Source organism: Sphingobium sp. TomTYG73, assembly GCF_055394245.1.
The window spans coordinates 596,141-615,902 of record NZ_AP027340.1; the positions used below are offsets into that span (position 1 = coordinate 596,141).

General features: G+C 61.6%; 17 protein-coding genes, 1 tRNA gene and 2 pseudogenes. 8 read left to right on the forward strand and 12 right to left on the reverse strand.

Annotated elements, in window-relative coordinates:
• Positions 1 to 55: 55 nt before the first annotated feature.
• Genes ACZ5TH_RS15575 through ACZ5TH_RS15585 form a run of 3 tightly spaced genes read left to right on the forward strand, consistent with a single transcriptional unit; the run spans position 56 to position 5,875 of the window.
• Positions 56 to 3,151, forward strand: coding sequence for a response regulator (locus tag ACZ5TH_RS15575; protein WP_464795198.1), 3,096 nt, complete (start codon positions 56 to 58; stop codon positions 3,149 to 3,151).
• Positions 3,148 to 4,011 carry a CheR family methyltransferase gene (locus ACZ5TH_RS15580; RefSeq protein ID WP_464795199.1) on the forward strand — a complete coding sequence of 288 codons (864 nt, stop codon included), beginning with the start codon at positions 3,148 to 3,150 and terminating at the stop codon, positions 4,009 to 4,011. Before ACZ5TH_RS15575 ends, ACZ5TH_RS15580 begins: the two co-directional genes overlap by 4 nt.
• On the forward strand, positions 4,001 to 5,875 hold the full coding sequence (locus ACZ5TH_RS15585; protein WP_464795200.1) for a response regulator: 1,875 nt from the start codon (positions 4,001 to 4,003) through the stop codon (positions 5,873 to 5,875). The genes ACZ5TH_RS15580 and ACZ5TH_RS15585 overlap by 11 nt, the downstream gene beginning before the upstream one ends.
• Here the strand turns inward: ACZ5TH_RS15585 and ACZ5TH_RS15590 are convergent.
• Entirely contained in the window at positions 5,810 to 6,073 is a 264-nt protein-coding gene (locus ACZ5TH_RS15590; protein WP_460988214.1) for a hypothetical protein, read from the reverse strand. The genes ACZ5TH_RS15585 and ACZ5TH_RS15590 overlap by 66 nt on opposite strands.
• 126 nt (positions 6,074 to 6,199) lie before the next feature.
• On the opposite strand from ACZ5TH_RS15590, the gene ACZ5TH_RS15595 reads away from it, so the two are divergent.
• Entirely contained in the window at positions 6,200 to 7,027 is an 828-nt protein-coding gene (locus ACZ5TH_RS15595; protein ID WP_464795201.1) for a transglutaminase family protein, read from the forward strand.
• Positions 7,028 to 7,072: 45 nt separating this feature from the next.
• On the opposite strand, the gene ACZ5TH_RS15600 is transcribed toward ACZ5TH_RS15595, so the two are convergent.
• Together ACZ5TH_RS15600 and ACZ5TH_RS15605 are read right to left on the reverse strand one after the other, a co-directional pair.
• Entirely contained in the window at positions 7,073 to 7,387 is a 315-nt protein-coding gene (locus tag ACZ5TH_RS15600; protein WP_449469245.1) for a hypothetical protein, read from the reverse strand.
• Positions 7,388 to 7,453: 66 nt separating this feature from the next.
• Complete coding sequence (locus tag ACZ5TH_RS15605) at positions 7,454 to 7,975, reverse strand: MarR family winged helix-turn-helix transcriptional regulator (RefSeq protein ID WP_464795202.1); 522 nt, start codon at positions 7,973 to 7,975, stop codon at positions 7,454 to 7,456.
• Between the two features lie 121 nt (positions 7,976 to 8,096).
• On the opposite strand from ACZ5TH_RS15605, the gene ACZ5TH_RS15610 reads away from it, so the two are divergent.
• Together ACZ5TH_RS15610 and ACZ5TH_RS15615 are read left to right on the forward strand one after the other, a co-directional pair.
• Positions 8,097 to 8,171: transfer RNA gene (locus ACZ5TH_RS15610), tRNA-Gln, on the forward strand.
• A 93-nt stretch (positions 8,172 to 8,264) separates the two neighbouring features.
• Positions 8,265 to 9,428, forward strand: coding sequence for a hypothetical protein (locus ACZ5TH_RS15615; protein ID WP_464795203.1), 1,164 nt, complete (start codon positions 8,265 to 8,267; stop codon positions 9,426 to 9,428).
• Here ACZ5TH_RS15615 and ACZ5TH_RS15620 read toward each other — a convergent pair.
• Positions 9,394 to 10,528: pseudogene (locus ACZ5TH_RS15620) on the reverse strand (IS3 family transposase). The gene ACZ5TH_RS15615 and the pseudogene ACZ5TH_RS15620 sit on opposite strands and share 35 nt — an antisense overlap.
• Before the next feature lie 495 nt (positions 10,529 to 11,023).
• On the opposite strand from ACZ5TH_RS15620, the gene ACZ5TH_RS15625 reads away from it, so the two are divergent.
• Entirely contained in the window at positions 11,024 to 11,611 is a 588-nt protein-coding gene (locus ACZ5TH_RS15625) for a TetR/AcrR family transcriptional regulator (protein WP_449469235.1), read from the forward strand.
• A 105-nt stretch (positions 11,612 to 11,716) separates the two neighbouring features.
• Here ACZ5TH_RS15625 and ACZ5TH_RS15630 read toward each other — a convergent pair whose 3' ends face one another.
• The 7 genes from ACZ5TH_RS15630 to ACZ5TH_RS15660 all read right to left on the reverse strand — a co-directional run bounded on the left by ACZ5TH_RS15630 (position 11,717) and on the right by ACZ5TH_RS15660 (position 18,760).
• Positions 11,717 to 12,088, reverse strand: a complete 372-nt coding sequence (locus ACZ5TH_RS15630; protein WP_464795204.1) for a c-type cytochrome — start codon at positions 12,086 to 12,088, stop codon at positions 11,717 to 11,719.
• Entirely contained in the window at positions 12,085 to 14,250 is a 2,166-nt protein-coding gene (locus ACZ5TH_RS15635) for an outer membrane protein assembly factor BamB family protein (protein ID WP_464795205.1), read from the reverse strand. The genes ACZ5TH_RS15630 and ACZ5TH_RS15635 overlap by 4 nt, the downstream gene beginning before the upstream one ends.
• On the reverse strand, positions 14,247 to 15,332 hold the full coding sequence (locus ACZ5TH_RS15640) for a sugar phosphate isomerase/epimerase family protein (protein ID WP_464795206.1): 1,086 nt from the start codon (positions 15,330 to 15,332) through the stop codon (positions 14,247 to 14,249). The genes ACZ5TH_RS15635 and ACZ5TH_RS15640 overlap by 4 nt, the downstream gene beginning before the upstream one ends.
• Complete coding sequence (locus ACZ5TH_RS15645) at positions 15,332 to 16,474, reverse strand: Gfo/Idh/MocA family protein (protein WP_464795207.1); 1,143 nt, start codon at positions 16,472 to 16,474, stop codon at positions 15,332 to 15,334. Before ACZ5TH_RS15645 ends, ACZ5TH_RS15640 begins: the two co-directional genes overlap by 1 nt.
• A gap of 3 nt (positions 16,475 to 16,477) precedes the next feature.
• On the reverse strand, positions 16,478 to 17,761 hold the full coding sequence (locus ACZ5TH_RS15650) for an MFS transporter (RefSeq protein WP_464795208.1): 1,284 nt from the start codon (positions 17,759 to 17,761) through the stop codon (positions 16,478 to 16,480).
• Between the two features lie 263 nt (positions 17,762 to 18,024).
• Positions 18,025 to 18,366: a ThuA domain-containing protein gene (locus tag ACZ5TH_RS15655; protein WP_464795750.1), complete on the reverse strand. Its 342-nt coding sequence runs from the start codon at positions 18,364 to 18,366 to the stop codon at positions 18,025 to 18,027.
• A 190-nt stretch (positions 18,367 to 18,556) separates the two neighbouring features.
• Positions 18,557 to 18,760 (reverse strand): helix-turn-helix domain-containing protein, encoded by a 204-nt coding sequence (locus ACZ5TH_RS15660; protein ID WP_449469228.1) that lies wholly within the window; start codon positions 18,758 to 18,760, stop codon positions 18,557 to 18,559.
• 138 nt (positions 18,761 to 18,898) lie between these two features.
• On the opposite strand from ACZ5TH_RS15660, the gene ACZ5TH_RS15665 reads away from it, so the two are divergent.
• Complete coding sequence (locus tag ACZ5TH_RS15665) at positions 18,899 to 19,564, forward strand: hypothetical protein (protein WP_464795209.1); 666 nt, start codon at positions 18,899 to 18,901, stop codon at positions 19,562 to 19,564.
• Here the strand turns inward: ACZ5TH_RS15665 and ACZ5TH_RS15670 are convergent.
• Positions 19,503 to 19,700 (reverse strand): annotated as a pseudogene (locus ACZ5TH_RS15670) (FCD domain-containing protein); the annotation flags it as partial. The gene ACZ5TH_RS15665 and the pseudogene ACZ5TH_RS15670 sit on opposite strands and share 62 nt — an antisense overlap.
• Positions 19,701 to 19,762: the final 62 nt, after the last annotated feature.

A 19,762-nucleotide genomic window follows, 5' to 3' on the forward strand; every position in this document is an offset into this window, starting at 1 on the left:
TGGGGGGAGCGAGCTTCCTGTGCGCTTGGAGCGTAACAGGGGCTCTTTTTTTAAAATGCAGCAAATCAAATCGTCGATCACGCAGGCCGGGCTTTATGCGGCATTGGCCGTCCTGCTCGCGCTCCCCTTTCTCGCCGATATAATCTTTCCGTTGGGAACCGCCGTATGGGTGGCATATTTGCTGCCGCTCGTGCTGTCCTATGTTGCCCGGCGTCCACTAGTCCCGATCGTTGTTGCAACAGCCGCGACACTATTGATGATCGTCGGCTTCACCCTCGCCCCGGTCGGTGTCGATTCTCAAGTCGCCATCACCAACCGTTCGCTGGCGGGCGTGACCTGCTGGATTCTGGCGATTGTCGGCGTCCTGTTCATCCGCAACCGGCTCGCGATATCGCGGGAGGAATGGTTGCAAAATGGGCAAGTCGGCCTTGCCAAGGCAGTGGGCGGGGAGCAGCCGCTGGATACGCTGGCGTCGAGCGCTCTTACGTTCATGGCCGATTATCTTAAGGCGCAGGCAGGGGCGCTCTATATCGCCAATGGCGAGGGCTTCCGCCGCTACGCCACCTACGCCGTTCCCGCCGATGCGCCCCTGCCCGAACGCTTTTCGGTGGGAGACGGATTGCTCGGACAGGCGGTGAGTGATCGCCGCAGCTTTTTCCTGAAAGATGTGCCCGAGGGCTATCTGTCCTATGGATCGGCGCTGGGCCAATCAAAACCGGATAGTCTGCTGATCAGCACCACGCAGGCTGACGGCACGATAAATGCCGTCATAGAACTCGGCCTTCCCAAGGACGTCGATGGCGATGCGCTGGCCCTGCTCGACAGGATTGCGGGGCAATTGGGTGTCGCCATTCGTTCCGGCAAATATCGTGCGCGCCTGCGCGAATTGCTGGAGGAAACGCAGCAGCAGGCGGAGGAATTGCAGGCGCAGAGCGAAGAGCTGCGCGCCAATAATGAGGAGTTGGAGCAGCAAAGCCGTCAGTTGCAGGAATCGGCCGCAAGGCTGGAAACACAACAGGCGGAGCTGGAACAGACCAATGCCCAGCTGGAAGAACAGGCGCGGCAGCTGGAAATCCAGCGCGACGACCTGACGCGCACACAGCGGTCGCTGGAGAACCAAGCTGGCGAACTGGAACAGGCGAGCCACTATAAATCCGAGTTTTTGGCGAACATGAGCCATGAACTGCGCACCCCATTGAATTCGCTGTTGATCATGGCGAGGTTGCTGGCCGAAAATCGCGGCGGCAATCTCTCCCCCGACCAGGTCCGCCACGCCGAGACGATCGAAACGTCGGGCAATGACTTGCTGACTTTGATCAACGACATTCTCGACATTTCGAAGATCGAGGCGGGCAAGCTGGAATTGCAGCCCCGCCGCATGAGCATCCGCGCGCTCACCGAGAAGATGGAAGCGATATTCGCGCCCTCCGCCCAGTCCAAGGGCCTGGCCTTCGACGCAAGCCCCTCCCCCAACGCGCCAGCCGAGATGGAAAGCGATCCTCAGCGGATCGAGCAGGTGCTGAAGAATTTCCTGTCAAACGCCATCAAGTTTACCGAGCGCGGATCGGTCAAGCTGAGCGTCGATGGGACGCCCGATGGGCGCATCGCCTTTACCGTGCGCGACACTGGCGTCGGCATCCCGGCCGAGCAGCAGCAGGTGATTTTCGAAGCGTTCCGCCAGGCGGACGGCACGGTCAGCCGGAAATATGGCGGCACCGGGCTTGGCCTTTCCATTTCGCGTGAACTCGCCCGGTTGCTGGGCGGCGAAGTGCAGGTGGAAAGCACAGCCGGGGAAGGCAGCGCCTTCACGCTGATCCTGCCCGAGCGATATGACGGCGCGGCGGCATCGGCGGACAGGATACGGCCTGCCGAGCAGTTCCGATCCGCGCCATCCAACCCCAAGCCTAGCCGCCCGCGCCGAGGCCCCGCTGCGCAGGACGATCGCGAGAGATTGTCAGGCGACGCCCGCGTCATCCTGATCGTTGAGGATGATCCTGTTTTCGCCAAAATCCTCTGCGATGTGGCGCACGAACTGAATTTTCAGTGCCTGATCGCCAGCACCGCGGATGAGGGCGCTCTGATGGCGCGGCAATATGTGCCCAATGCCGTCATTCTGGACATGAACCTGCCCGATCATACCGGCCTGTCCGTGCTGGACCGGATCAAGCGGGACGTGCGCACCCGCCATATCCCAGTTCATGTGGTGTCGGTGGATGATGACAGTCAGGCAGCCCTTTCAAGCGGCGCCATCGGTTATCTGTTCAAGCCGGTGAAGCGCGACGCGCTGGTCGAGATGCTCGAAGGGCTGGAAGCACGCATGGCGCAGCGCATGCGCCGCGTGCTGGTGGTGGAGGATGATGCCCAGCAGGCCGAAAGCGTCAAGCTGCTGCTGGCGTCGCGCGATGTCGAAACGGTGGAGGCGCATTCCGCCGCGCGATGTTTCGAACTGCTTGGCCGCGAAACATTCGACTGCATGGTGCTGGACCTCAACCTGCCCGACGCGTCCGGCCTCGACCTGCTGGAGCGTCTGAGCGCTGACGAAGCCGTCGGCTTCCCGCCCGTGATCGTCTACACCGGGCGCGACCTCGCCCAGGAAGAGGAGATGCGGCTGCGGCGCTACAGCAAGTCGATCATCGTCAAGGGCGCGAAGTCGCCCGAACGGCTGCTGGATGAGGTGACGCTGTTCCTGCATCAGGTCGTGTCGGACCTGCCCGAACCGCAACAGGCGCTGATCGCCAAGTCATTGAACCGCGACGCCGCGCTGGATGGACGCGAAATCCTGGTGGTCGAAGACGATATTCGCAACGTCTATGCCCTCACCTCCATATTCGAGCCGCACGGGGCTAAGGTGCGGATCGCGCGCAACGGGCGCGAGGCGCTCCAGACGCTGGACGAGGCGGCGCGCGGGCTTTCCGATCCGGTCGATCTGGTGCTGATGGACGTGATGATGCCGGAGATGGACGGCCTGACCGCCACGCGCGAAATCCGCTCGCAGCCATGGGGTCGGCAGATGCCGATCATCGCGCTGACCGCCAAGGCGATGGCGCGCGACCAGCAGGATTGCCTGGACGCGGGCGCGAACGACTATCTCGCCAAGCCGCTCGATGTCGACAAGCTGCTGAGCCTCACGCGCGTGTGGATGCCGCGATGAGCGAGGAGGTTTTCGCACCCCACGAGGAGCTGGAACTCGATTTGCTGCTTGAGGCGCTCTGGCGGCATTATCATTATGATTTTCGCGGCTATTCGCGTGGTTCGTTGCATCGCCGCCTTGCCCGCGCGCAGCAGCGGCATGAATGCGAAAGCCTGTCGCAACTCCAGCATCTGCTGCTGCGCGACCCGGCGGTGTTTGCAGACCTGATGGGTTTCCTGACCATTCAGGTGAGCGAGATGTTTCGCGACCCGGCCTATTTCCGGGCGTTGCGCGAAATGGTGGTGCCGCACCTTCGCACCTACCCTTCGCTCAAAATCTGGATCGCGGGCTGCGCCAATGGCGAGGAATTTTATTCGCTGGCGATCCTGTTCCGGGAAGAAGGGCTTGAGGATCGCACCATCTTTTATTGCACGGACATCAGCCCCGCCGCGCTCAAGAAGGCCGAGGCCGGGATATATGATCTCGACCGGATCGCGCAGTTCACGGAAAATCACCGGCTGGCTGGCGGCAAGCAATCGCTATCCGACTATTATACCGCAGCCTATGGCGCGGCGGTGTTCGACAAGACGCTGCGCCGCCGCGCGGTGTTCGCCGAACATAATCTCGCCAGTGACGAAGTGTTTGCCGAAGTGCAGCTGGTGTCGAGCCGCAATGTGCTGATCTATTTCGATCGCGACTTGCAGGACCGTGCGCTGGGCCTGTTCGGCGGATCGCTGGTACGCGGCGGGTTCCTGGGGCTTGGGTCGAAGGAAACGCTACGTTTTTCCCGATATTCCGAAGCGTTTGCCGACTTCCACGAGGCTGAAAAAATCTACCGCCGCAACGTCAAGGATATGGAGGATCTGCGCCATGCCGCCTGAAAAGCCCAAGATCCTGGCTGTCGATGATGTTGAGGAAAATCTGACGGCGCTGGATGCCCTGTTCGCCGGGGAAGGCGTCGAATTGCTCAAGGCGCGTTCAGGGGTGCAGGCACTCGAACTGCTGCTGGTGCATGATGTGGCGCTCGCGCTGCTGGACGTGCAGATGCCGGGTATGGACGGCTTTGAACTCGCCGAACTGATGCGCGGCACCGAACGGACACGCAGGGTTCCGATCATCTTCCTGACAGCGGTCGCGACCGATGAACGGCGGCGCTTTCGCGGCTATGAAGCAGGCGCGGTCGATTATCTGCTGAAGCCGGTCGATGCACATATCCTGCGTAACAAGACGGCGGTTTTCGTCGAGCTGTTCGGGCAGCGGCAGGAACTGGCCCGGCAGCGTGACGAGATTGCCGCCGCCCTCGCCCGGCTGCATGCCCACAGTGACAATTCCCCGCTGGCGATCATCGAATTCGATGCCGGGCGGCACATCGTGGCCTGGTCCAACGGGGCAGAGCGGCTGTTTGGATGGCGGGCGCCCGAAGTCGCTGGCTTCAAGGCGGACGAGCTGAAATGGATCGACCCGGAAGACGAGGCTACCTTCGACGCCTTGATGAGTGACCTTATCGCCGGGCGATCCGTTCGCGCGGTTCAGCATCTGCGCATGCGGACGGCCGAAGGACCGACGCTGGAATGCGAATGCTATTGCTCTGCGCTGCTCAATGGTCAGGGGCGGCTCGTGTCGGTCAACGTCCAGGTGCTGGACGTCACTGAAAGGAAGCGGGCCGAGGATACGCAGCGCCTGCTGATCGGAGAACTCAACCATCGGGTCAAAAACACCCTCGCCTCGGTTCAGGCGATCGCGGTGCAGACATTGCGGCATTCGTCGGGTCCGTCGGATTTTGCTCCAACCTTCACCGGGCGCATCCATGCCCTCGCCCGCGCGCACTCATTGCTGAGCAGCACGACATGGCAAGGCGCGTCGCTGCGGGAACTGGTCAATGGGCAGATCGACATTGGCGCTATCGATCTTGGGCAACTGACCATCGAGGGGCCGGAACTGGAACTGGCGCCTGAACTGGCTTTGCACGTCGCACTCATCCTGCATGAACTGGTGACCAACGCGCATAAATATGGCGCGCTTTGCATTCCGGCGGGCACGGTTTCGCTGTCGTGGAAGGTGGAGCGGGACCGGCTTTTGATACGCTGGGTGGAAAGCGGCGGGCCGCCCGTCACTCCACCATCACGCAGAGGGTTTGGCACGGCCCTCATCGAACGCAGCCTGAAGGCGGAAGGCGGCCAGGCCAGCGTGGAATATGAGGAAAGCGGGGTTTGCTGGACCATGACGCTGCCGTGCGGGCCACGGATCAGCCGGATCAATACCGCCAGTTCCGTCTTGAACGTGAGCGAAGAGGCATTGGCTGTGCAAGGCGGCGCGATAGCGGGGCGCAGTTTCCTCATCATTGAGGACGAACCGCTTGTGGCGATGGAGATTGCCAGCATTTTGGAGGATGGCGCGGCCGCCGTGACCATAGCGGGATGTGCGCAAGAGGCTCTGGCGTTGATGCAGCATGCGGATTTCGACGCCGCGCTGCTGGATGGCAATCTGCAAGGCATGCCGGTTGATGATGTGGCGGCTGCGCTGTCGGAAAGGGAGATACCTTTCGCCTTCGTCACGGGATATGGGCGCGAGAGCCTGCCTGAACAGTTTCAGGATCGGTTACTGATCAGCAAACCGTTTGATCCCAAGGCATTACTGCACTGTAGTGGCAAGCTGTGTGAGGAAAATAGCGGGGCTGTTTCAGGCGGGCTCGACAGTCAATTCGGCGATCTCGAACAGGAAGCTGCGCCACCCGCGCATCCTTGAGGCCTCCTTTGCCGCCGTGCGTTTCCTCTTCGCTTCGGCGAGCGATTTGACATGACCCCAGAATATTTCGGTTTTGCCATTTTCCAGTTCGGCAACGATCCGCCAATAATGGGTGAAGGGGTCGGTCGTCGGCCCGATCCGCTTCACATATCCGTCCGGCATCGTTGCTGTCAGATATTGTCTTTTCCGCTTCGCCATGCCCTTTCCTACCATAGATGGTGCAAATTCGCGCAACAGCCACCATGTAGGGGGCATGGAAAAATTCACTGCCTCTTCACTGCAACGCCATCGGCTATCGCCTGCGGCTCACTGCCCGGTGCGCGCATGAACGAGAGCATCGCTTATATCGGCCTGCTGGCTGACGAAGAGATCGAGCTGGACAGCGCCGCCTTGATGCTGAGCGCTCTTGACCATGAAGGGATCGACGTCGAACCTTATCTGGCTCTGCTGCGCGAGATCGGCGACGCGATCCAGGCGGAACGGACGGACATCGACGACGATGATCTGCAAACGGGAGCAGCGCAGGGCGCCCTTCTCGCGCACATATTCAGCGGCCAGTTCGGCTTTGAAGGCGATAGCCTGACCTACGACGCCCCCTTGAACGGCGACATGATCCGGGTGCTGGATCGTCGGCGGGGACTGCCGGTCAGCCTTTCCATCCTCTATGTCGCCGCCGGCCGGCGCGCCGGATGGCAGACGCATGCGCTGAACACGCCCGGCCATGTCCTCGTCAGCATCGGGCCTGATGAGGCTCCGGCCATCATCGATCCGTTCCGCAGCGGCGCGCTGGTGCAGGCCGGGCAAGTGGCCGGGCTTCTCACGGTCGCCGCGTCGACGGGCAGGCAAGACGTTTCGACCCTTGAGCCGATGTCGAACCGCATGACACTTGTGCGCCTGCTCCTCAATCAGGCCACTCGGGCGGAACAGGCGAGCGACACATGGCGGGCCTGCTCGATTTATGAGCGCATGACGGTGGTTGCACCCGAACATGATGCAGGCTGGTGGGCGCTTGCCCGACTGCAGTTGGAACATGGCGAGGTGGAAGCCGCCCGTGGGAGCCTGTGCGCCATGCTGGAGATCAGCCGGGACCCTGAGCGCCGCCGCTATGTTGCCGCAGCGCTCAGCCAGTTATCCGGCCAATCTCCGGCGTGAGTGATCGGGCGAGAGGATCTTGGCCATGAGACTCACGCCACTTGTTCAATCCCTCTTCAAGTCATTCCCCGCGCGTTCCATAGCGGCGCCCGCATCTTCCTTCGCTTCCCGGGCTTCGCGCCTTGCATCCTGTGTGGCGTTACTCGTCGCCGCACCGATCTCGTTCGTGCCCCTGTCGATCGCCCGCTCGGCATGATCGAGACCATTGTCGATCTTCGCTCCTGCCTGATCGACCGCCCGGCTGACGTCATTGCCAATCGCCGATCCCGCATTCTCGAGGCTGTCAGCTGCCTTTTCCGAGCAGGCGGACAGGCCCATCCCCGCGACAATCACCAAAGCGGCCACAATTGATGCTTTCATGCTTCCCTCATCTTGCTGTCAAACGCATGAGCCAAACCGTTAGCCAGCCTTATGGTTGCCTTTGGATCAGCGGCTGCGCAGGCCGGAAACCATCGATCGATCCGCGTCGGGGATTAACCCCTCCAGCACCCGCCAGAAGCCCGTCACCGACCCCTGCCCCGCCTGCGCATAAGCCGCCGCCATCTTTTCACGCAGCGCGCGGAACAACTCGGCCTCCAGCATCTTGCCCGACGGGCTGAGCCGCAACAGCTTCTGCCGCCGGTCGCTCGCCCCCTGCCGCGTTTCAATATAGCCACGCTCTATAAGGTCATTGAGCACCCGGCCCAACGACTGCTTGGTGATGGACAGCAGGCGCAGCAACTCCTTCACCGTCAGGTCCGGCTGACGCGAAATAAAATACAGCGCGCGATGATGCGCACGCCCTAGCCCCTGTGCCGCAAGCCCGTCATCGATCGACCGGGTAAGTGCGGAATAGCCGAAATACAGCATCTCGATCCCCCGCCGAATCTCATCCTCCCGCAGGAAGAGAGGCGACGCAGGCGTGATCTGCGAAACCGGTGCGTTGGCAGGCGAACTGTTTGCATTCATGCGAGGCGTCCAGGAAGATTTCGAAGCCCGCATATTGGCGAAGCCATAGTGACATGACTAGGCTTTCCTTTCGCGCAACAGACGCTATATGCCGTCCCGCGCGGCATCGCCGCACACATGCTGGGGCGTCGCCAAGCGGTAAGGCAGCGGCTTTTGATGCCGCCATGCGCAGGTTCGAATCCTGCCGCCCCAGCCAGTTCTCCCGATAAGTCATTGTTTTTGTTGATGTAATAGGGCCTCATCCGCCAGATTGAGCTGGTGGGTGTGCCGACTCCCTGTGGAGAGCCCGTTGCCCGCGATACAGAATGTCGAACGCCGGGGCGCCGTTTACTACTGGCGCCGCACCGTCCGTTTCCTCGATGGTAAGTCTTTCACCGTACGGCTGTCGCTCAGGACGACCAATCAGGCCGTCGCGCGCCGCCTGGGCTGTGCGCTGACGGCGAAGAGCGAGACGCTGAAGATGACGCTGACCCACGCCGACCGCACTGCCACGCTTACCGCGGAGCAGAAGGCGGAGATTTTCCGCAGGGCGCTGGAGAATATGCGGGATGAGCTGGACCGCAACCATGTCCAGTTCCAGAGCGATGAGCCTGACAACGCGACCTATCTGATCGAGGGCTATATCGGCATTTGCGAGGCGATGATGAAGGAATTCATCGTCCATGGCATCCCGGCCAACGCAGGGTCGCGGGATCATGTCGATGAACGCTTCGCCGATCTGTCCGATGATCAGCGTCAGGCCGTGGTCGATCTTTTCGAGATGAAGCCCGAGTGGAGCGCGGAAGTGCTGGAGGGCGCTGGTCGCGCGCTAGATCTGTTCAAGGTCGAGCGGACGGACGCGAGTCTTGCCATCGCGCGCAAGGTCATGCTGGAGGGACGACTGGCCGGGGCCGTGGAATTTCGGCGGCGGCTTGCTGACCCGATGAGCATGTGGTCGCAATTCTCGGTGCCGCAGCCCGTCGTTCCTGCCCATGTGCCGGTTGTCGCAACCCCGGTGGCGATAGAAGCAGCTGTTGATGAGCCGTGGGCCTCGATGACGCCGACCCAGGCCGCATCCCGCTTCATCGCAGAGAACCCCAAGATTCTTGGCGACGCGAAGCGCAAGGCGCGATGGACCGACAAGACCCGGAGCCAGTTCGAGGCCGCCGCTCGACTGCTCGAAAAAAGCTATGGCGCCCAGCCTATCCGGTTTCTGACCCGCGGGTCGATCGTTGCGCTGAACGATCATTTCAGCCGCCTGCCGACCAGCCACCATAAATCCTCCCGCCATCAGGACATGACATTGGAGGAAATCTGCGCCGAGGCGGCAGCGGAGATCGCGGCCAAGAAACGATTGCCCGAGACGATCGGCCTGGGCGCTACCACCACCAACCGTCACTTTTGGACATGTAACGGTTTTGTGCCTGTCACTTATCTCATTATGCCACCTTGGCTTCGAAGGCGAGCGGGCTAATGCCGCCCAGATATGAATGGCGACGACGGGCGTTGTAGAAGCCGTTGATGTATTGGAAGATGGCAGCTTCTGCCTGCCGTCGCGTTGGCCAGCGCTGCCGCCAGATGAGTTCCGCCTTCAGGGATTTGAAGAACGTCTCGACGGAGGCATTGTCGTAACAATTACCCTTGCCGCTCATTGATGGACGCAGGCCATAGGCCTGCAGCTTTTTCTGATAATCGTAAGAACAATATTGGCTGCCGCGATCCGAATGGAAAAGGCAGCCCTCTGGTGGCTGGCGCAGGCGTACCGCCATATCCAGTGCCCTGATCGCCAAATCCTTCTTCATCCTGTCGCTGACAGCCCAGCCCACGACGCGGCGGCTATGCAGATCGAGGATGACAGCGAGGTAGAGCCATCCCTCCGACGTCCAGATATAGGTGATGTCGCCGGCCCATTTACGGTTGGGCGCATCGGCGGCGAAATCGCCGTCCAGCCAGTTTGCCGCGACACCCAGGCGATGGTGGCTGTCTGTCGTAACCTTGTGTTTGCGCGTGCGGACCGGCCTGATCCCGTTGATGTTGGCTACGCCGCCCTTCGGGTCATAAGGCGCTCACCCACATCGAGCCCCACCTCTTTTAACTCCATCGTCATGCGAGGACGGCCGTAGCTGCCAAGGCTCAGCCTGTATTGTTCGCGGATATGAGCCAACACCTTCATGTCCGTCCGGCCCCGGCAACTGATCGGGCGCGAGCGCCAGGAACGATAGCCGCGTTCACTGACAAGCATGACACGGCAGAGCAGTGCAACGGGCCAGCGATGCCGCCAGCTATGCACGAAAGCGAACTTCACGGCCTTTGGCTCGCGAAGAACTGCGTGGCCTTTTTTAGGATTTGCCTCTCCTCCCGCAGCACGCGGTTCTCAAGGCGAAGCCGTTCATTCTCGCGCGCCAGATCTGCTTGCGGCGCTGAAACCAGATCACTGGGCCGATACTGCGACACCCACTTGTTCAGCGTCGATTTGCCAACCCCCAAATCCAACGCGACCCGCTCCCGCGGCAACCCACTGGTCAGCGCAATCCGTACCGCCTCCTGCTTGAACTCCTCGCTATGTTTGATCATCTCGTCGGTCTCCTTGAACGAGCTTTAAACTCTCAAGTGACCGGCACAAAACCGTTACATGTCCAAGCTTGACCGGTTTCAGGATGCAGCTAGCGCCGCCTAAGCGACCGACTTTGGCGCGTAGCTGCCGGTCTGCTCAATGAACCGGGGATGGCGGGTTTCGGCAAAAGCAGCCGTTCTGGCTTTGGTGGGGGAACGGCCCGACTTGGTCGCTTCTTGCCGAAAGCTCGTGGGACATTGCCGCCGTTCCAGGTTCCTAGATTGAATGACGGCCTACGGCGAGAGCAGACGCTCCCGCCAAGCGCAGCGTCCGCCAGCGCTTTGCTGCTTCTGCAGTACTGAGGTTGGCCTGGACGAACTTGACCCCGCCGATCGGCCCAGAACCTTGGCGCCACCGCTGATGGCCACGCGCTTGCCTGCAAACTCGGTCGGATCAGCCTTGATCGTCATATCGTGACCTTGTGTTTTCAGTGACGCTGCTGTTACGAGCACAGAATGAAAAGGCGCGGACCATACGCGAAAGGACAGGAACGGCGGGACGAAATCCTGCGTGCCGCCGTCGAGGTCATCAGCCGCGAGGGATATCGCGGTGCATCGCTAAGCCAGATCGGACGCAGTATCGGGATCGATGGCGCGCACATCATCTACTATTTCTCGTCGCGCGAAGTTCTGCTGCAGGAAGTGCTGCGCATGTGGGACGAGGGCAATGTCGCCAGCCTGACAGCTGACAAGGATATCTTCGCCTCGCTGGTGGAAACGGCCCGACGCAACACGGCAACGCCAGGCCTGGTCCAACTCTACACCGCCTTCGCGGCCGAAGCTGCCGATCCGTCACATCCGGCGCACGACTTCTTCGGCGCTCGTTTCACCGCGCTGCAGGGATACATCGCAGATGAAATCCGCAAGCGGCAGGCAGCGGGCACCGTCACGCCGACGCTCCACGCCGATCATGCCGCAATGATGCTGATCGCGCAGTCAGATGGCTTGCAGGTGCGCTGGCTGGTTGATCGGTCGATCGATATGGCGGCAGCGCTGGCAACCGAGATCGATCTGCTCCTTGGAAATGCGGACGGACGGCGATGAGCGACCCGTCCCACCCATTGTCCGACGTCAACACGCTCGTCGGACGGCTGGCAACCACAATTCATTCGAAGCGATAATCTTTCTCAGTGCAATGCGGTCCGACGCTTATTTTATCGTTCGAAGATAAGCGATCAACGCTGCCCTATTTGTCGCGTCGGCCACATTCATCGGCATGCGTGTGCCCGGCGCGAATTTGACGGGAGCCGCAAGGAAGGCGTCCAGATTCTGCTCTGTCCACTTGTCCCCTTGCTTCGCCTTTAGGCCGCTGGAATAAGTAAAATCGGGCCAGCTCGCAATCTTGCGTCCCACCACATCTTTCAGTGCGGGTGCCAACGGTGTGCTGACCGCAGGCTTGTGACACATCGCGCACTGGGACTGAAACAGCTTGGCACCATCAGCTGCGAGCGCGGGCGGCGCTCCAGCAACCAGGGACAGGCTGATCAACAGGGTATAAGGTGACATGCGGCCTTCTTTCATTTCGTGGGCAGTGCAAAGGCAACATAGGCAGAGCCTTGCCGCGCCTTCGGATTGCGCTGGTTACTTGTGGCGATCACGATGAACTGGCGACCGCCGGACATGAATGTCGTAGGCGTGGCTACACCGGCATAAGGCAGCACGGTCTGCCAGAGCAGGCGTCCGGTGCGGCTATCGAAGGCGCGGAATTTGCGATCATAGATCGTCGCCCCGATGAACAACACGCCGGAACTGGTGATGAGCGGGCCGCCATAATTTTCGCTTCCGGTCGGCGGCTCGCCTTTGGCGACGAGTTCGGGATATTCGCCCAGCGGAATCTTCCAGAGATATTCGCCGCTGTTGAGATCAATGGCGTTCAGTGTGCCCCAAGGCGGCACGACAGCGGGGTAGCCGTCGACGTCCACAAACTTGCGATAACCGGTGAGATAATAGGGCGAACGCGCGGGCTTCGCATCGGCGGGAGCGGCAACCTCCCGCTTGTCCGAGGCGCCGGCCTGTTCCTGTTCGCCGAGCAAATAGGAAGTGATCGCGCTGCGATCGGCAGCGGATATCTGCGGGAAGCCGGGCATACGTCCCCGCCCCTGCTGGATGATTTCGTTGATTTTGGCCGCCGAAAGCTGCTTGCCCACATCAACGAGGCCCGGGAAAGCGGGCGGCGAACCCTTGAGATCCTGACCATGGCAAGCCGCGCACTGCTCCTGATAGAGTCCGGCTCCGCGCGCTGGTGTAGTCGTTGCGGCGGCAGACGTAGCCGGGCGGGCCGCAAGCTGCCCGGTCCAGGCGACGTCATTGCTGTTGATGAACAGTATACCCCGCTTGCGATCAATGGCGGGGCCACCCCATTCGGCGCCGCCGTCAAAACCGGGGAACATCACGGTCGGCGCCTTCGTCGTGAACGGGATGAACGGTCCCTCGCTCCGCATCTTCGCAAAGGCTTTCACAGCTGCCTCGTGCGCCTCCGGCGTACGTTTGGTCAGCATATCGGCTGTCAGGCGCTGCCGCGCGAACGGGGCAGGCGTGGTGACGAACGGCTGGGTGGGAGAGGCGAACTCGCCCGGCATGTCGCTGGCCGGAACGGGGCGCTCTTCAATCGGAAAGACCGGCTTTCCGGTGACGCGGTCGAGGATATACAGAAAGCCCTGCTTGGACGGCTGCACAACGGCGTCGATGCGCCGTCCGTTGCGCGTAACGGTGACCAGTGCAGGCGGGCTGGACAGGTCGCGGTCCCACAAATCGTGATGAACGGCCTGGAAGTGCCAAAGCCGCTTGCCGGTGCGCGCGTCGAGCGCCAGCAGCGAGTTGGCGAAGAGATTGTCGCCCTTGCGGTCCGCGCCGTAAAAGTCGTCTACCGCCGATCCAGTCGGCACATAGACGATTCCGCGCTTTTCATCGAGCGCCATCCCGGCCCACGCATTGGCGCCGCCTGCGTCCTTCCACGCGTCCTCGGGCCAGCTTTCATGCCCCGCCTCCCCGGGATGGGGAATGGTATTGAAGGACCAGCGCAACTGCCCGGTCCGCACGTCATAGGCGCGGATGGTCCCTGGCGCGGCAGGGCGCGTTTCCGATGTGCGGAAACCGACGATGATGAGGTCGCCGAACACCATCCCCGGCGACGTCAGGAAAGTCGCCATCGTCTCAGGATCGCGCCCCAGATCCTCCCGCAGGTCAACGGCGCCATCCTTGCCAAAACCCGCAATCGGCTTGCCACTATCCGGGTCGAGCGCGATCAGCGTGCTGCCGAGGGAAGAAAAAAGCCGGCGTTCCGACCCGTCCTGCCAATAGGAAAGGCCGCGAACCGGCTGCTGGCCCCGCACCGCGGCACTAAACTTCCAGAGTTCCTGACCGCTCTCGGGGTCCAGCGCGGCAACCTGCTGGGTTGGCGTGACGATATAGAGGCGGCCGTCGCGAAACAGCGGGGTGGTCTGCAATCCACCCGCGCCGGTTTCATAGGTCCATGCCACTTGCAGCTGGGCGACGTTGGCGGGTTTAATCTGATCGAGCGCATAAAAGTGGTCGCCCGCTTGATCCTGCCCCAGCGATACCCCGGACCCCTGCGTGGAACCTGTGAGGGTGGCGACGCCTCCGGTGGTGCAGGCGGCGAGACCAAGGGCGCCAAGGATCGCCATTTTTGGCGACAGGCGCTTTGTAGTAGCGAATAGATTCACGCCCTACTGCCATGTTCTGCGGATGCGCGCTCCAGGCCGAGTAGTTGTCGATTGCGGTCCGCGTCGATGCCGCTTGCGGCAAAGTCGTCGAACGCATGATCGGTCACACGGATGATATGGTCGCGAATGAACGACGCGCCCTGCCTTGCCCCCTCCTGCGGGTGGAGAAGCGCACATTCCCATTCCAACACCGCCCAGCCGGGATAATCGTTCGCTGCCATCTTGGAGAAGATGGCGCCGAAATCGACCTGCCCATGGCCCGGTGAGCGGAAACGCCCGGGCCGATCGACCCAGCCCTGATAGCCGCCATAGACGCCCGACCGGCCATCGGCACGAAACTCGGCATCCTTCACATGGAATGCGCGGATGCGCTCATGGTAAAGGTCGATGAACGCCAGATAGTCGAGCTGTTGCAGGACAAAATGGCTGGGGTCGTAAAGGATATTGGCGCGGTGATGACCGCCTACCGCGTCCAGGAACCGCTCGAACGTCGCGCCGTCATGCAAATCCTCCCCCGGGTGGATTTCGTAGCAGAGATCGACCCCGGCATCCTCGAACGCGTCAAGGATCGGATGCCAGCGCTTCGCCAGTTCCGCGAACGCCTCCTCGATCAGTCCAGCGGGGCGTTGAGGCCAAGGATAGACATAGGGCCAGGCCAGCGCGCCTGAGAAACTAGCGTGCGCGTCAAGGCCCAGCCGCCGGCTGGCGACAGCAGCGGCGCGCATCTGCGACATAGCCCATTCTTGCCGTGCGGCCGGATTGCCCCTCACTTCCGGCGGCGCGAACCCGTCGAACAGCGCGTCATAGGCCGGATGAACAGCCACCAACTGACCTTGCAGATGGGTGGAAAGTTCGGTGATCGTCAGCCCGCGATCCGCCAGCATGCCCTTCACATCGTCGCAATAGGTCTGGCTTTCGGCACCCAATGCGACGTCGAACAGCCCGCCCACGCCGGTGGGAATTTGCAGACCCGCATAGCCAAGATCGGCGGCCCAATCGGCGAGATTTTCGAGCGTATCGAACGGCGGCTTGTCACCTACGAACTGCGCCAGGAAGATGCCCGGTCCCTTGATGGTCTTCATTACGCCATGTCTCCGATGGAAACCCAAGTCGAACCGCTGCTGCTTGAACGCACCGCCGCTGTTACGAAAGCGAGGCTCCGTACGCCATTGTCGATGTCCGGCAACGGCGCGCTGAGGGGACGGCCTTGGATGAGGTCGGCGAAATCGCGATAGAGTGTAGCGAACGCCTCGATAAAGCCTTCAGGATGGCCAGTCGGCAGGCGGGACGCCGCCAGGCTAGACCCGCCAAGATAGGGCGCGCCACTGTGCAAAATCTGCGTGGAGCCATCCGCCGGGTTGACGATCAACCGATCGGGCTGTTCATGGCTCCAGTCCAGCCCCGCCTTTTCGCCATAGACGCGCAGGCGCAGCCCGTTGCGGTCACCGGTCGCGACCTGTGATGTCACCAGCACGCCAGGCACGCCGCCCTCCAGCTTCAACAACGCGTTGCAGTCATCGTCCAGCACCCGCCCCTCCACCAGGGCCGACAGGCTGACGCACAGGCTCTCGACCCGCATCCCGGTGACGAACTCCACCAGATCAAAGGCATGGACGCCGATGTCGCCGCTGCATCCGCCCGCACCTGCGAGATGGGGGTCGACGCGCCACGCGGCCTGCTTGTTGCTCGCATCGTCGCCCGTGGCGAGCCAGCCTTGGCTATATTCCACGACCACCTTGCGCACCCGGCCGATGACGCCCCGCTCCACCATCTCCCGCGCCTGACGGATCATGGCATAGCCGGTATAGGTGTAGGTCAGCGCATAATGCGCGCGCGCCGACCCGACGATGTCCCGCAACTCCAGCGCCTCAGCCAGGGTCGCCGTGGCGGGCTTGTCGCTGATGACATGCAGTCCCGCCGCCAGAGCCGCCCGCGCGACGGGCAGATGAAGGTGATTAGGGGTGACGATCGCCACAGCCTCCACCCCGTCCTCGCGGCCTGCCTCCTGAGCGATCATGGTCTGAAAGTCGGGATATCCCCGCGCCTCGTCCAGCGCCCAGCCTCGCGCAGCGCTCCGCGATTTTTCTGCGTCACGGCTAAACGCGCCCGCGACAAGGCGGAAGCGGCCATCCAGTTCGGCAGCCATCTTGTGAATCGGGCCGATGAAGGCATCGGGGCCGCCTCCGACCATGGCGAGGCGGATCGGGCGGGTTGCACCGGTCATGAGTCAGTTATCCTCCGATTTTGCTACCGGCGCGGGGCCTCGCTGAGCGGGGCGAAAGGCTACCGCCAGCAGTAGCGCACCAAACAAAGCAAGCCCCGTCGGCACCATGAACAGGGTCGAATAATCGACCTCGGGCGGGACCAGCGCAGTTCCCGGACGGATGGTCAGCCGCGCGACCAGCATCGGGAACAGGAAGCTGGCGACCACATTGCCGACGCCCAGGATCAACAGGTTGAAAAGCCCCTGCGCGCTCACCCGCACATCCTTTGGAAAGGCGTCATCGACGAAGATGTATACGGTTGCAAAGAAGAAGGCGTAGCAGACGCCATGCAGCAACTGAACCGCGACCACAGCCGTCACGCTGTCAGGGAACAGCGCAAAGACACCGAACCGGGCGGCATGGCCCAGAATGCCGACAATCATCGTGGTGCGCCAGCCTAGTCGGGCAAGCACGACCCCCAACACGCCCATCGTCACCACCTCGGCCACCTGGCCGAGGCTCAGCACGACCATCGACAGATTGCCCGCAATGCCCACCCGGTTAGTCAAAAAGGCGTCGGACACGACGAAATAGCCGTTGTGGACCACGGAATCGATGGAGGTGACGATGAACAGCACCAGGATCGCGGGCTGCCGGAGCAGGCCGAATGTTTCACGCCATGCGAGCGAATCCGAATTACGGTCCCGACATGGCGGCGTATGAGGCAGCGTCAGGGAATACAGCGCCATTGCAAAGGACGCGATGGCCGATACGACCAAAATCCACCGCACCTGCGTCACGTCCGCATGGGCGCTCAACAGGAAGATGAACGGCCAGCTGGCAATGACCCAGCCGACGGTGCCGCCCATGCGGACCTTGCCGAAGTCACGGGCCGGATCGTGCAGGTTGGCAAAACTGATCGTGTTGGCGACAGACAGCGTCGGCACATAAAGCAGGCTATACCCGAGGAAAAACAGGAAGAATGGGAGGAATGTAGCCGAAAAGGCCGCGCCCAGCAGACAAGCGCCGCCGATCGCATGGCTGAACGCCAGCATCCGTTCTGCCGCGAAATTGCGGTCGGCGAACTGGTTGGAAAAGAAGATGCCGAGGATCGACGCGATGCCCCAGCAACTGCCGACCAGCGCCTGCTGGCTCGCGGTGAAGCCGAGCATGGTCATATAGGGAAACAGCTTGGGCGCCCAGGCGCCCCACACCGCCATTTGTAGCGCCATCATGATGAACAGGCGCACGCGTAGCCCTCGATTGCCCGTCACGGGGACATTGGCGACGGGCAGTACCGCGTTCATATGTGCCATCCGCACGATACCTCGCTGCCGCAGCAAACGCTCTTCACTACACTATCCACGGCCACCCCGCCCATCGATGAAAAGGCGCAAATCTATAGACGGATGAATTTTTAAGGCAACTAAATTTCATACTGATGGATGATGCCGATCTCGCAGTAAAGGTCGGCCGCTACGGTGCGCGTTGTGTGCGGTCACAGCGTGCGCCGTTCCCTGAGAAATATTGCAGCAGGTTCACAGCGACCAGGCGAAGCGGCATTCCGGTATCACCGCTGACCAGCCACCCTGCAGTCATGTTTCCGCCCCTTAGCCGTCCAGCCGACCGCGTTTGGGAGCAGCGTTACATAGCGCGGGTCCGAATAGGTTTGGGGAAGATGACCGATGGCAGAATAGAAAACGCGTCCCCGTCCGACACAGCGTGTCCATGCGATCGGATGATCGCCCATGCGTAGATCCCGCCCGGGCATACCGACCGGATCGTAGCTTTTTTTATCAAGCGTCGCGAGGATGGTTGAGCCGGTGGCGCGAGGGTTGCTGGTGAAGGAATACCATTCATCAACTATCTGCCAGCGCTTAGCGCGATCGCACCGCCTGCGCCCGGGGCTGATTGCGCACGACCGGTTCTAGGTACCACAGCTCTGGTTCCGAACGACGGAGAATGGTGCTTGGCTGGCGGGCTGCTGTTAAATGTTTGAACAGCTGGTTCCGGCATGAGCCGACATCCCCACTCAATATCGGAACGTCTTACATTGGTCGAGAGCCGCCTGGATAGCTGCCGGTCCGCGTGCCGACCGCTCCTCAGTTCAGCAGATCCCCCGGCGCGATCCCGAATGGCACCGCCAGCTTCTCAACCACGGTGATGGTGGGATTGCGCCGCCCGCGCTCGATGTCGCTCACATAGGTGCGGTGGATTTCGGCGCGGTCGGCATAATCCTCTTGGCTCCAGCCCTTCTCCTCCCGGAGGCGGCGAACATTAGATCCAAGGCGCGCGCGAATATCCACCGCAATCTTAAAGCGCCCATGTCACTGATTGATCTACAGACGATCAGTGACATTTGCCTTGACTTCCCTTGGGCTGAGAGCGTGTGTGTCCGTTACTGATTGTCGACAGGAGACGCACTGTGAGGCTGGAATTAACGAGTGAAATCAATCTCACATCGGGACGGAGCAGAGGATGTCCACTGCCGGAGCGGGCCGCTTCCCTCAGTAGGGCCCTGGTCCTGTGACTCAGATGATCCCCCTGCCCGCCCGCAAGGCACTTGGCGCGCCCTTCCTGCTCGGGACGGATGGAACGAGCCACAACTGGAGCCGGTCGAACTCGGATCGGCCGGTGGGTTCAAGGAGGCGTGGCTGCAGCAGCTGATCCACGACCATCCTGAAATCCTCCCCATCGCGCAGATTGAACCGGGCTTTGGCGCACCCATCGCGGTGGGACGGGAGATGGCCTGCGGGCACGGCTTCATCGACAATCTCTTTATCACCCCCCGGGGCGACATCGTGCTGGTGGAAACCAAGCTATGGCGTAATCCGCAGGCGCGCCGCGAGGTGATCGCGCAGGCGCTTGATTATGTCGCGGCGCTGATGACGATGGATTATGCCAGCTTCGAAGCCGCAGCCGCGAAGGCTGGGCTGACGACGACATCGCTCCATGCCTTGGTTGCTGACCAAGCCGATGCGCTCGAAGAGAGCGCCTTCTTCGAGGTACTGACTTTTGCATCCATGCCTCCATCCGAGAGGCAGACATTCAACTACGAATTGACGACAAGCCCATATCATCGAGCGCGAGACGAAGTAGCTCTGTCATAGCCGATCGCGCCCCGTCCGCGTCTCTCGCCGCAATAGCTGCAAATACTGCTTCATGTTCACCGATCGGATCGCGCGGATGCGCAAACTTCATCTGCTTGAAACGCGTCGTCCAGGTGAGCGCGGCGCCCACCGAACTAGGCCGGATCGACATTCAGGATTCACAAAAGGCGTGATGTCTGATTCATGGGGCTCCGTGTT

Bases quoted from the DNA above. Each gene is read 5' to 3' on its own strand.
- ACZ5TH_RS15575 (WP_464795198.1), top strand. From the start codon at position 56: ATGCAGCAAATCAAATCGTCGATCACGCAGGCCGGGCTTTATGCGGCA.
- ACZ5TH_RS15580 (WP_464795199.1), top strand. From the start codon at position 3,148: ATGAGCGAGGAGGTTTTCGCACCCCACGAGGAGCTGGAACTCGATTTG.
- ACZ5TH_RS15585 (WP_464795200.1), top strand. From the start codon at position 4,001: ATGCCGCCTGAAAAGCCCAAGATCCTGGCTGTCGATGATGTTGAGGAA.
- ACZ5TH_RS15590 (WP_460988214.1), bottom strand. From the start codon at position 6,073: ATGGCGAAGCGGAAAAGACAATATCTGACAGCAACGATGCCGGACGGA.
- ACZ5TH_RS15595 (WP_464795201.1), top strand. From the start codon at position 6,200: ATGAACGAGAGCATCGCTTATATCGGCCTGCTGGCTGACGAAGAGATC.
- ACZ5TH_RS15600 (WP_449469245.1), bottom strand. From the start codon at position 7,387: ATGAAAGCATCAATTGTGGCCGCTTTGGTGATTGTCGCGGGGATGGGC.
- ACZ5TH_RS15605 (WP_464795202.1), bottom strand. From the start codon at position 7,975: ATGAATGCAAACAGTTCGCCTGCCAACGCACCGGTTTCGCAGATCACG.
- ACZ5TH_RS15625 (WP_449469235.1), top strand. From the start codon at position 11,024: ATGAAAAGGCGCGGACCATACGCGAAAGGACAGGAACGGCGGGACGAA.
- ACZ5TH_RS15630 (WP_464795204.1), bottom strand. From the start codon at position 12,088: ATGAAAGAAGGCCGCATGTCACCTTATACCCTGTTGATCAGCCTGTCC.
- ACZ5TH_RS15640 (WP_464795206.1), bottom strand. From the start codon at position 15,332: ATGAAGACCATCAAGGGACCGGGCATCTTCCTGGCGCAGTTCGTAGGT.
- ACZ5TH_RS15645 (WP_464795207.1), bottom strand. From the start codon at position 16,474: ATGACCGGTGCAACCCGCCCGATCCGCCTCGCCATGGTCGGAGGCGGC.
- ACZ5TH_RS15650 (WP_464795208.1), bottom strand. From the start codon at position 17,761: ATGAACGCGGTACTGCCCGTCGCCAATGTCCCCGTGACGGGCAATCGA.